Below are 12,592 nucleotides of genomic sequence, written 5' to 3'. Positions count from 1 at the left end.
AAACACAATTTAGACACCAATACAAACAAATTCGTTGTACAGTTAGTAGAAATTCAGGAGTGATTTTTGTGCATTTTTATCAAACAAGTAAGTTGTTTGAAACTTTGACTCAATTAGCTAAAATGTATAATCATCTACAGATGCATTCAAAGCGTATCTTTGCTGACTGTAAACCGCAGTTTTAAGCTGATTCTCGTCTTTTAATAGACTTTTTATCCTTTCTGTCATTTTGAGGTACTGTTTCGCCTCAAAACGATTTTCACGGGCTGTATACGTCAATCCATGTGCAGTTTCGTTAAATGTCAGAATAAGCTGATTATGAAGAAATGCCTTTCTAGTTGCGTCAACAATTTCCCCCTCACGATTGATATCGAGGAAGAAATCACACTCCCAGAAAAGTCTATCCAAAGTAGACATTTTTACATTTGGATACATGATTACATTGTCATATTTCTCATGTGCCAAAAGCTTTGCTGACATTTCTGTAAGCGCGGTAACATGGAACTTCAACTCTGGTAAAGCCTCCACCAATTCCTTCAACTTTTCGACATTTTCTGTATTTGTACAAATAAGAGCAGATGGTCGACCTAGGTTTTTCTTTTTGAATGAATAAATATATCCCAACTCATCCATTTTATCCTCAGGTGCATTAAGCATTCTAAGGCGCTCATAGGATGGATGATTCTGCACTATTACTCTCTTGCATCTTTTTGCTTTTCCATCAAATATCAAAAGCATATTGCCAGGGATTGCCTCATGTGTAGCTTCCTGCCAAAACAATATATCCTCCCTGCCGTCTGAAAGTGGTGGTAAAGAATTTGAAACAAAAAATGGAACCGACAAAGAGTTAAAAAATAATCTATGCTTTTCAAGACCCAAAGACTTTAGATAATAAACCACAAATTCTGTACGATTCTTGAAAAACAGAGACTGATCATCAATATTTAAAATGATGTCTCCTGTAACAAAGTTTTCAACAATGATTTCCTGTCCATGGCCATTGAAATAAGACTTGCTTACCTTTTGAGCCTTTTTGTTAAAGATAGTTCTGGCGTAAAGCATGCCATATTTATTGTAGTGGTCGCTGGCTCTGACTTTTCCTTCCTCATCAAGCCAATCCACCACCTTTACAAATCTTTTATTCTTTGGCTCAGCATAAAAAATTCTACCGCGCTCCTTTGCCTTGTCATGAATGCTTCCGCTAGAATTATTGCCACTGATTTGCCAATACTTTGGCACCTGAATCTGATTAAAATAAAGAGGCTTTTTAGGACAGCCTTCCACCTTCTTAAAATCTCCCAGGAAATGCTCAAACACATTTTCAACGCCATCAGGCAAAAAGCCATCATCATTGATTGTGACAGCCTTTACTTCATAATCTGCATTCTGAAATGAGAAAAGCAAATCCTGGCTACCCATATTAAAATAGTCGAACAACAAAACTATGTCGTTTCTATTAGTTTTTTCCATTTTGCCTCCACTTCACTTGCAAGATATTTTTTTGCCTTTGAATAAGAATGCTTATGCATTTTTTCTAAATCATCCTCTGTAAACAATTTACAGATTGCATCAACCATCGCTTTCTGACGTCTTCCCTTTTCCATTCCTGTGGCATAAGGTAGCCTGTAGCCATTCTTTCCCTGGTCGATAAAATTCTGATTTCCATAACGCACATCAAAGCCGATAATCGGCAAGCCTGAACCAATTGCCTCCATCAGCGTAAGCCCAAATCCCTCACTGGTAGATGCCGATAAATATGCCTCGTAATTTATATACACATCCGTCAAATCGTGCTGACCCATCAATCGTATATACGAATCGGCCCCAAGTGACCTTATCTTCTCTTTCAAATCCTTTTCTGCAGCGCCCTTGCCATAGATATCTAAAGAGATATCTGGCACTTTATCATGAGCTGCCACCACCGCATCTATCATCCAATCCACGTGCTTTTCAGTGGCAAGACGTGACGCCGTAATAAGAGAATGCGGCTTTCTCTCACCTGCCGGATATTTAAGCTCCTGCAGCGCCCCCACCGGGATAGTCACAATATTCGGCTTTGCACCTAAATACTTGTCAAACTGCTGCAACAACAGCTTTCTCTGATCCTCCGTAGCAGTGATATAAAAATCTATTTCATCATGCATAGAGAAGGAATACTCGTAGTAATTGTTCCACAAGATATAATCATCATCTGTAGCACCTTCGCTAAAATGGTCTGCATGAATGACAATTCCAACCTTTGCATCTCCCACATTTTCAAGGATTGCCTGGCCCTGGCCGGTGGTTCTATCGATTATTACGATATCATCGCTGGTAAGCCCAAGCTTGCTTGTCATATAGCCAACAAGTTCTTCCTTTGAACATATTAATTTATCTGGGAATTTGTACATGACATTGTCATCATCATTGATTTCCTCGTATGCAAGGCTACCATCCTGATTGAAGAATCTTCTGTGATACAGATGTGCCTTGCCATCAAGTGGGGCATAGTATTCCGAGAACACACGCTTAGACATGAAATAGTCCTTGCGCACCAAACATCCCCTGGAAACCATTTCCACACGATGAACGAAATCCTCCTCCGTATTTACGAAGTAGACTCTATAGAAATTATTATCCCCTTCAAATATCAGCTTTCCTATTTTGCCCTCACGCTCATAGGAAAAAGATTTATCTCCAAGTGTTGCCTTTAAATCCTCCAAAGTGTAGGTGACAGGGCCTGGTTTAAAATCCGTAAAGAATGTGTAAAGCCAAATAATTTCATCGTCTTCAAATCCAATATTTCTAGTCATGTCGATAAGATTATCCTTTGAAAACATATCTGAAAATATGAACTTTGCCTCAGCCCCAATATTGCGAAGCACCTTTGCTCTATAGCTTTGAGCATACTCCACCCCTGAGCTGGCCCATCCTATTCCTAGATTAAAGTTGTAAATCATATATGCCCCTTTTCTGCCAAACTTTTATGGAAGTATGATGTGTAATCTGTTCTTTTTATCCATGCTTACTTCCGAAAGCAATACATTTCTGATGATATTTCTCTTAATGGATTTTTCCATTTTTCTGAATGATTCCAAAGCCTCTGCATGATACTCAAACATAAGATTTCGCTGAGCACTGCTTCGTCCTGATACTGCCGCCTGTAGCTGCTGCAAATAGTCAACCTGCTCAATCCAAGCCTCATCAATTGCCGATAAAGCTGAGACTCTCACAAAGTCATTCATTGCGCTTTCAGAGTCGATGGATGCTTTCTTTTCTTCAAGCGACTGTTCCACCCTGGCCATAATATATGCCTTAACTCTGTTTCGATTTTTGAGATTCAAATATCCCGTATCTTTTTCCATTCTATAAGAAATATTGTCCAGAAGATAGCGATTCAGTGTGGACACATCCAAATCCTTATTCTCCTTCAAAAACAAGTCCACATTATCCTCCGCAATACGAAGTAGACGGTCTTTTTCAACAGTACCACCGTCAAGCAGCATATCTCTGGTGTCGTACATCAGCTTACGCTCCAACTGAAGAACTACGTCGTAATCCTTTGAAGTCTTTCTGTTTGTACTGCCAAGCTCCTCATTTATCTTTTGAGCGTTATTAACAATTCGCTTGATTTTTCTATCGCTTATACGTTTTGTTCCGTCGATATATTTCTGAATCTTTTCTAAATCTGTACCTTTTTCAACAATATCGTCCTCCAAAGATACGATGAATCTACTGTATCCAGGATCACCCTGTCTTCCGGAACGGCCTCTCGCCTGACGCTCATCGCGGATGTTTAGCATACGGCCTACGCCAATAACTGCCAGACCTCCCAGCTCCTTTACACCTGGTCCAAGCTTAATATCTGTACCACGTCCTGCCATGGATGTAGCAACTGTCATTGCTCCCATCTGTCCTGCTTCCTTGATAATATCAGCCTCCCAGAAAGCATTATTGGCATTAAGCACTGAATGTGGTAAGCCCTTCTCTACCAGCAGATGTGAAATGATTTCAGTATCTGCAATCATGGTTGTAACAATAAGCACCGGCTGACCTGTATCATGCTTTTTGACAGCAAGACGAATAGCCGCCTCAAACTGCTTCTTGGAATCGCTGAAATACCAATCAGGACAATCCACTCGCTGAATTGGATTGTTGGTTGGAATAACTACTACCTGCTTGCCATAAACATCGTACAGCTCATCCTTTGCATCGTAGATAGTTCCGCTCATCCCCGACATCTTTGGAAACATAGAGAAGAAATTCTGATAAGTGATGGATGCCATTGAACGGTTTTCCTGAGAAAGCTCTAATCGTTCCTTGCATTCGATAGCCTGATGCTGTCCACCACGAAGCTTTACGCCCTTTAAAGTACGTCCCGAGCTGGCGTCGATAAGGGCAACTTCGCCGTTTTCAGATATCATGTACTCTGTACCTTTTTCGATAATCTTGTGGGCACGAAGTGCCAGTACCAAATGTCGATATATTTCGAAATACTCTGGCGCAAAAATATTGTCGATTCCAAAGTACTCTTCTGCATATTCAAGTCCTTTTTCAGTGAACCATACGTTTTTCTCTTCTACTTCGTAGTCCTCATTCTCCCTCAGAGTACGAACGAAGAAATCTGCCGATTCGTATAAATTGGACTGGACACGTGGTGCACCTGAAATAACAAGTGGTGTGCTGGCGCTGTCCAATAGCACTGAATCAGCTTCATCAATGATTATGAAATTGAATGGTCGTAAAAATCTATCACTGGCAGACTTTACCAGATTGTTGATAAGGTAATCAAAGCCAAGAGCAGAGTGTGTGGTATATACGATATCTGCTTTGTAGATTTCCTTCTTTTCATCGTTTTCAAATCTATCGTCCTCGTCACGCTTAACACCAGCCTTAATCGAAAGCCCCATAAATTTATATGCCGGTCCCATTTCCTCTGCATCACGCAAAGCAAGGTATTCGTTGTTTGTAACAAGGATTGCACCTTCCCCTGTAAGTCCATTTAGATACATCGGTAATGTGGCAGTAAGGGTCTTTCCTTCGCCTGTGTTCATCTCTGCCAGATATCCCTGATGTAAAGCAATGCCCGCCATAATCTGGACGTCGAAAGGATACATTCCCAGCACGCGCTTGTCGGCTTCGCACATAGCAGCAAAAGCCTCTGGCAAAATCTTATCCAGGGACTCTCCTTTTGAATAACGCTCCTTGAAGGATGCAGTCAACCCCGACAATTGCTGGTCCGTAAGCTGCTCCATCTGCTCCTTATATGACTTAACCTTTTTCAGTTCTTTTCGTAGCTTATTTACAAGCTTTCTAGTTTTCACTATCGCTCTACCTCAATCTCTTCAATGGTAATTGAATGATATGTAAATTCCGTCATACCAGCATTTATCAACTGCATTCTATAACTATATGTCTTTAAAGGACATGAAAATTCCGCCTCTGTACCTCTCACTGTAAAATCCCCTGCCTCTCGTTCGTATCTGTCAAGGAATACCAAGCGCACCAAAAATCCACCTCCAGTAGGAGTATGCACGTTTATTTTTATGCGATAATGGCTCTCGCCATCAATAATAGGAAGTGATGGTTCGATACGTTGAGCTTGATAGTTGGTCAGAGAATACCACTCCTTTATCACCGTTCCTGGTGGCATCAGTTCATTTTCAAAATGTACGTAATTTCTTGCTTTATAATCTATCTGAGAACCATATAGATAAGTATCTGAACTGTATTCATTCCAATAGATTGTCCAACTTGCCTTTTCCATTTATTTCTCCAAACCTGCTATTACATTCTTCCATCTTTCAAGAAGATGCTTTGTGGTAAATTTCTGTCCGATATCGTAAGAATACACCTTTGCCTGATTCCAATTGAAAAGACTTCCCAAAAAGTAATCCAATGCAAAAGGTATTCTGTCTATTTCCGTCAAAACAAATCCATTGTATCCGTTTTGCATATACTGTGTTTCGCGTCTGACTATCTGAGGGATGGCTGAACTGATACAGTTAATCTGTAGGAATAAATCAGGATTGTGACGCATATCAATCATGATACGCTGCTCACGAATACACTTGCTGACTGATAGCTCATCTACACACTGCTCCACAAAGAATCTGATAGGAATTTCTTCCTGCTCCTCAGCTTCCATTTCCTCATTTTCAGCAGTTGCATCTTCATCCTCGTGAATTACCATGCGCCTGTCAAAACCTTCGCTATCAAGAATATCTGCTATTTTGTTTAAAAGCTTTTTAGGCAAATCGTAGGTAGCATTTCTAGTAAATATGCTGATAACAGCATTCTCATTCATCTGCAAATACTTTGCCAGGGCAATCATCATTTCCCTAAAACGTTCCTCTGGCAAGCCATCTACAGGCACAAGCACCTTTTGAACCATCAACTTTTCGCTAACACCAAAATCCATTCTAGAATCGTAAGGAGAAATATCCGTAATATTAGTGATTTCTTCTTCCATCTCTCGCTTCAAATAACGAGTGGTTGCCTCAGAATCAGTGATGATGTATCCTGCCCTTTTTACTAGTGGTCTGGAATCTAAATGATCCTTTATGCGGTATCTATCTCCGTAGAAAGATAGAATACATTTCTTTTTCCCTATGAGATTCTGTGCTGCCTGATAGTTCAGTTCATGCATAGCAATGCAGAAAACATCATCTTCATTGTCATCCTCAATATGTGCTTCAAGCACTTCCAGGATTACATCAGTAAGACTCATGTAGATTGTCTCTTTGAAAGTCCTAGTCTCTGTTGTGTTATCAGATTTAAAAACCAGATAGGTGTTGCAGCTGGCATTGATTTCCACCGCACCTGTTTCTGCATACACACGAAGCTTCGTAACACCAGCCTCTGTCAGATAATCGGTATAGAGCATACGACCATTGTCATAAACCTCCGTAGATGAAACGAAGCCTCTATCGTCGTAGATATTTCGACGGCTGAGAACCTCTTTCTTGTACATACTTACCTGAATAGGATTGCCAGCTTCACCGAAATCTATCTGGGCATACTTTGTATTATGCAGATAAGCGACTACCACAAATGGCGTATAAACAAACTCTATTCCCTGTGGCCAGTCCAAATTATGAAATGAAAAAACCGCAGCTTTCCTTTTCTTAACCTCCTGAATGGCATCAAAACAAGACCAGTATGGAGCATGAAAAACTCCCTGGCGATGTAGGAAATGTCTGAAGTTTGGAGCATGGCTTAATAGAAGAATTTTAAAATCTCGCATACCACTGCGATAAAACATCTGTACCTGTTTTACCGTGTCATCAAACTCTGTATGCATTCTTCGTGTATGCCAACTCTGTTCGGACTCTCTCCACTCATTCTGTTGATACCACGCTGGAATAAAATAAAGCATATCTATTACCTCTTATAGGAAAGGCACATAAGCATCGTAATCTCTTACCGCCCTAAGCTCTCGATATAAATTGCAGTTGATACTTGCCATGGCAATCAAAATTGATGGCAAACTGATAACTGTTGATTCCACATAGCCTCTCAGATGAAGAACAAGTGGAACTATGATAAAAAATCCCATAAACATTGCAGAGAAAAATGCTATCCAAAATACTTTAATTGAAATAAACCTGCGAGTGTATCTTCCAGATCTAAGACCAGTGATACTATCCCCAGCCTTTTGTAGTGATTCAGCAAGGTTCTTAGGACTTATAAATACAAATGAGAAAACTATCGTAATTACGTATAGCACTATCGTATATACGACAATTCCCAGGGGATGAGCTGTATCCATATTTTCATATACCCACTGTAAATTTCTGTCATTTGGGAAAAGCATACTAAGTCCCATCGAAACATATACTGGCAGCATAAAAAATGCTGTAGAAAACATTACAGGCATCATTCCAATTGGATTTAGCTTGATAGGGATATAGTTTTTATCTGAATAAATATTGTGAATAGAAATTCTCTGCATAGGAATTCTGTATTCGCTGTTTTCAAAAATAATAGTGAAAATTAATGCTAAAAATCCTATTCCACCGATTACGTGCATTTCCCACAGTTCTGAATTCTTAACTGTGTTAACCACGCTATCCAGGATATTTACATAGATTAGAACCGTTTGACCACCTATACCGTATTTACCATTACGCGTAGCAAGCCATAAAATAACAAAGGCTCCAGTGACCATCTGACAGCCAGATACGATTTTTGCAATTATTAGTGACCAACCATCATCATAAATATAAATAGTGGAATTAACGGTGAGATATGCTTGTATGCTTGCCCACACAAACATCAAAATAAGAGTTGCCCTAGTTATTTTTTTAGGTGAAGTATGAGCCTTCGAATCAGCATGCTTTATTGCAACTATCACCTGCACAAAGAGCATAGAAAACATGAAAGGAGAAATACCAAGTGCCAGCAGACTGGTTTTGTATCTATCTCCTCCAATTGTTTCCATAATAAGATCTCCAGAAGTGTTCTGGAATGCTTTATAAGCATCTAAATCAACTCCATATAAAGGAAGCTCCCTACCAACAAGATAAACTCCCATAATTATGAAGGTAAATATTAATTTTTGAATAAGTGTTTTGGGAAAAAATTTTTGTCTCAACTGATTATCCTCCCCCCATTATGCACTTTTATTTTACTACACTAAAAGTAGAAAAAATAGAGGCAACCTTTCGGTTGCCTCCAACTATTAGAAAAGTGTCTTAGTTATTTTCTTTCTCTTTTTCCTTTTCTTTTTTAACCTTATCGTATGTCACCTTTCCAGTAATCAATGCGATAATCCACCACCAGAAACCTTTTCTTGCAAGGCTTTCATCTTCTGTGACTGTAATGCCCTTAGCAACATCATCATCTGCGATTTCTGTTACTTCAGTTTCTGCCTCATTTGCAGCCTCGATTGTACGACCTTCAACGATTAACTCACGGCCACCTGTCACTTCTTCGCCACCAACTGCGTCGTCATTTACAACACCAAGTGGAACTCTTGCATCATCGATAGGTGTGATTGCCTGGTTTGCAATAGCACCTGCTGCTGGCATAACTGTCTGTGCAGAAGCTGCTGGTGCTGCTGTAGATGCAGATGCTACAGGAGCAGATACTGTTGCTGCAACTGCTGCTGACTCACTTGCTGATGCGCTTGTGCTAGCTGCAGTAGAAGCTTCCTCGCTTGCTGCTGTTGAAGCCTGCTCACTTGCCTGATTAGATGCTAACTCACTAGCTTCTGTAGATGCCTGCTGGCTTGCGGCTGTGCTTGCTGCGCTCTCAGATGTGCTTGTGCTGTTAGAAAGACTTTCTGCAGTCTTTGTGCTGTTAGCAGCATACTGTGACCATGCACTATCAAGCTCATTAGAACGAGCTACATACTCGTCTACCATTGACTGGTATCCCTCAACCTGTGAACCAGTAGATGCAATTGCTGCTGATAAAGATAACATCTCTGATGCTAATTCAGAACGCTCATCCATCTGGCTGTTCATGAATGCGTAGCCATAGTAATCTTTGCCTTTGTAATGGCCGTTTTCATCTGCCACCATAGAATAGCTCTGTCTTGTAATTTTGAATGTCTTTTCTGTGCCGTCATCACATTTAAATGTATATGAAAACGGGTTGCCGCCATTTCTTATGCCATTGTCTTGTAAAAACTTCTCAACAATATTGATTCCTGAAACATAAGGAGAATAATTCTCTATAGAAATATTTCTTGGAATTGTAATACCTGCGGCAACATCTTCTTCAGAAAGTTCAGACCATTTAAAGAGACTTTCACCTCTAGCATTAGCTGTTACGTAATCATAATATTCCTCATGAACCTGTCCATCAGTTCCTAAATAAATTGTACAGAAATGCTTTTTATCATATCCATCCGGTGTGTAATATTTAATCTGTGCGCTATCAATATAATTAGGATCAGCTTTTCCGTCAATTACAAGGTTATATTTAATCATTGTAATTGCAAGAGGTCTGCAAGCGTGTTCAAAATAATCAGTATCTAAACTCTTGTTCTTATCAGCTAATGCTTCTCTCTTTGCTGTTTCAATCGCCTGAGCAGCTTTAACATCTTGCTCTAATTTATCAAGCTTTGCAATGTTGTAGTTCTTAGATGCATAATCCTCTGATGTTGTAGTCATTGTCTCTGAATAGCTTTCATACTCAGATTCAGCCTCTGATGCTGAAGTAGAAAGTTGCTCAGATGTAGATGATAATTCACTTTCAACTGTAGAAAGTGATACTCCTGACTCAGAAATCTGTTCCTCCGTATATACGGTAGCTGCCTCTGCTGTATCAGAAAGGCTAGCATCAGTTTCTGTATCGTTTGTTAATTCAGTTGCAAGAGGAGCTGCCTTTCTCATAGCTTTAAGCTCAACCTTGTTTTCAGCTAACTCATTCTCATCAATTGATTCATCTCTATAAGCCCCTCTAAGAATAGTGAATACATCGTCATTTGTATCCTCGGCTAGAGCCGCAGGAGTTTCTTCTGCTGGAGTAGCTGGTGTCTCAACTGGAGCCTCCACAGCTGGAGCTGCTGGTGTCTCAACTGGAGCTTCCTCTACTGGAGTTGCAGGTGTTTCTGCTACTGGAGTAGATGGCACTTCTTCTACTGGTGTAGTAGGTGTCTCTGCTACTGGCGCTGGAGTTTCTACCGCTGGAGCTGGTGCTGCAACTTCCGCTGCTGGTGCTGGTGCTGCAACTTCCGCTGCTGGTGCTGGCGCTGCAACTTCTACTGCTGCTGGTGCCGGTGCTGCAACTTCTACTGCTGCTGGTGCCGGTGCTGTAACTTCTACTGCTGCTGGTGCTGGCGTAGTATCTACAACTATCTCACCTGCTGCTTCTTCCATAGCATATACTAAATCGGCATCGCCAAGTAAAGCTGCTCCACCTACTGAAGCACCTGTAATGGCTACTCCTTTTAATAAACTTCTTACTTTCTTTTCACCCATTTTTCAATCCTCTCTTTCACAAATCCCTTCTTCTTATTTGTATATAGTTTATCGGTAAATTGTGAACTTTTTTTGCTCCCCGCTGTCAGTTATTGCCATTTTTCCTTACTTTTTGCCAATTCACAGAATGCTTAAATTGCAAGAATTATCTGTCAAAATCCTCCTTCAAAACACGCTCATATTGCCCTTTAAACCAAGCACCAATACCAGCTGTATTATCATTATGTCTACCATGTAAGCCCTTGCCGTAAACCTGCACACCGGCAGAATTCAATTCCGAAATCAATTTATTATAAGCAGTAGAATCATAATCATCTTCAATCATATAAGAAACAATAAACTTAGTATGGCCAAAATCTGTATTTCTAATCTTATTCCATACTCGTTCATTAAGCCTATCTATTGCCTCTTTATCTGTTCCCCCACCATATCTCTTTAAAATGTCTAGTGATGTTGGAAATCCTTTTGGTCGCTTCAACGTCTCATTTGCAGCGATATCACCAAGGCTAGCCAAAGGTTTTCCTAAAATAAGAGCATGAGGTCTCATGTCGCAGCCATAATATAATGAGCCAATTGTTCCCATAGATATTCCCGAAAGAATCAACTGATCTGGATAAAATCCCAGTTTATTCAAATGCTCGTCAATTATCTTTACCATAAGTGACTCAAATTCTGGGCTTCCCATATAAAAGCCACCGCCTTCAAAACGTTGCTCTGCAATCAGCAAAAATGGGCATCCCATTTTTCGCATCATGTAATATCCTTCAAAACCTTCTTGGGTTTTATAGCCTGAAAAATAAACTGCAAGTGGCGGTTTGAAATCTCCTGGATCAAAGTAAGAGAAAATCTCCTCTCGTTCAGATGTGACATAACGTTTACCACCCACCATAAATGTACCTAAATCCCATCTAGATACACGGTCATGTAAAGCAATAATGTTAAGCTTTCCCTGGCCTGCTGCACGAAGTGATACAAACAGCTGTCCATCACCATTTCGACCTTCAATAAGGACTGGTTCTTTTAATTCTTCTTCACTAAAGATCCATGAATCCCTGACCTCTGAAAGTGAACCTGGCACAAACTGTGTTATAGCCAGTGATATTTCGATTGAATCATCCTTTTCATACTCTAACCAAAATTCCAGGCCCTGATTCTTTAATAAAGGAATATTGTTTTTCCAGAAAGCTACCTGGGTAAACTCATTTCCATAATCCCCCTGTAACTCTACAGCATACTGTCCATTCCATCTGATGCTTCCTTTGAAGCCCTGAGCAATACCAACGTTTTCTGGCTTAAACTTTTCTCCATATGGATGTGGAAAATACTTCTTTGTCTCATTGGTCAGAAAATCCTGAATATCCTCCACCGCCAAATTTTTGCCCATTCTTCGATTGAAAAGTCTGGTGGTAGGCCGATTAAGCTTGAAATCTCCAACAATAAAGACGCAGTATGACATGGACATTTGTAAAACTGCCTCAACCTCGTCCTCCTCCAGATTTCTTTCAAGCATAACAATCTCATATATTTCTTTTTTCTTTTCGATTGCATTGTCAGCAAAGATAATCTTTACATTGTCAGGATAGCTATATTTGTTTTCCCAACTTTCTGTTCCAATCTGTAAAATTCTAATCTTATCCATGAAAATTTAAGCCCTTCGTGCAATATTAAAGCCCAGCAAGCAT

At 40.1% G+C, this 12,592-nt stretch carries 8 protein-coding genes; all 8 read right to left on the bottom strand.

Going from position 1 to position 12,592, the window contains the following annotated elements:
- Positions 1 to 117 precede the first annotated feature (117 nt).
- A complete protein-coding gene (gtfB, locus tag BO15_RS0107750; RefSeq protein WP_033153812.1) occupies positions 118 to 1,470 on the bottom strand; it encodes an accessory Sec system glycosylation chaperone GtfB in 1,353 nt (450 codons plus the stop codon).
- Positions 1,443 to 2,939, bottom strand: a complete 1,497-nt coding sequence (gtfA, locus tag BO15_RS0107745; protein ID WP_033153811.1) for an accessory Sec system glycosyltransferase GtfA — start codon at positions 2,937 to 2,939, stop codon at positions 1,443 to 1,445. The genes gtfB and gtfA overlap by 28 nt, the downstream gene beginning before the upstream one ends.
- Before the next feature lie 24 nt (positions 2,940 to 2,963).
- Positions 2,964 to 5,303, bottom strand: coding sequence for an accessory Sec system translocase SecA2 (gene secA2 / locus BO15_RS0107740; protein WP_242843759.1), 2,340 nt, complete (start codon positions 5,301 to 5,303; stop codon positions 2,964 to 2,966).
- Positions 5,303 to 5,746 carry an accessory Sec system protein Asp3 gene (gene asp3, locus BO15_RS0107735; protein ID WP_033153809.1) on the bottom strand — a complete coding sequence of 148 codons (444 nt, stop codon included), beginning with the start codon at positions 5,744 to 5,746 and terminating at the stop codon, positions 5,303 to 5,305. Before asp3 ends, secA2 begins: the two co-directional genes overlap by 1 nt.
- The gene (asp1, locus tag BO15_RS0107730) at positions 5,747 to 7,357 is read right to left on the bottom strand and encodes an accessory Sec system protein Asp1 (RefSeq protein WP_033153808.1); all 1,611 of its coding nucleotides are present in this window, start codon (positions 7,355 to 7,357) and stop codon (positions 5,747 to 5,749) included.
- 12 nt (positions 7,358 to 7,369) lie between these two features.
- On the bottom strand, positions 7,370 to 8,515 hold the full coding sequence (locus BO15_RS0107725) for a preprotein translocase subunit SecY (RefSeq protein WP_167541220.1): 1,146 nt from the start codon (positions 8,513 to 8,515) through the stop codon (positions 7,370 to 7,372).
- A gap of 160 nt (positions 8,516 to 8,675) precedes the next feature.
- Entirely contained in the window at positions 8,676 to 10,910 is a 2,235-nt protein-coding gene (locus BO15_RS13760) for a hypothetical protein (RefSeq protein WP_052169841.1), read from the bottom strand.
- Positions 10,911 to 11,055: 145 nt separating this feature from the next.
- Complete coding sequence (gene asp2, locus BO15_RS0107715; RefSeq protein WP_033153806.1) at positions 11,056 to 12,549, bottom strand: accessory Sec system protein Asp2; 1,494 nt, start codon at positions 12,547 to 12,549, stop codon at positions 11,056 to 11,058.
- Positions 12,550 to 12,592 lie beyond the last annotated feature (43 nt).

The organism is Pseudobutyrivibrio ruminis HUN009 (assembly GCF_000703005.1).
In the GTDB taxonomy this organism is placed as follows: Bacteria; Bacillota; Clostridia; order Lachnospirales; family Lachnospiraceae; genus Pseudobutyrivibrio; species Pseudobutyrivibrio ruminis_A.
The sequence above is the reverse complement of the archived record's forward strand: the minus strand, read 5'-3'. Positions and strand labels throughout refer to the sequence as shown.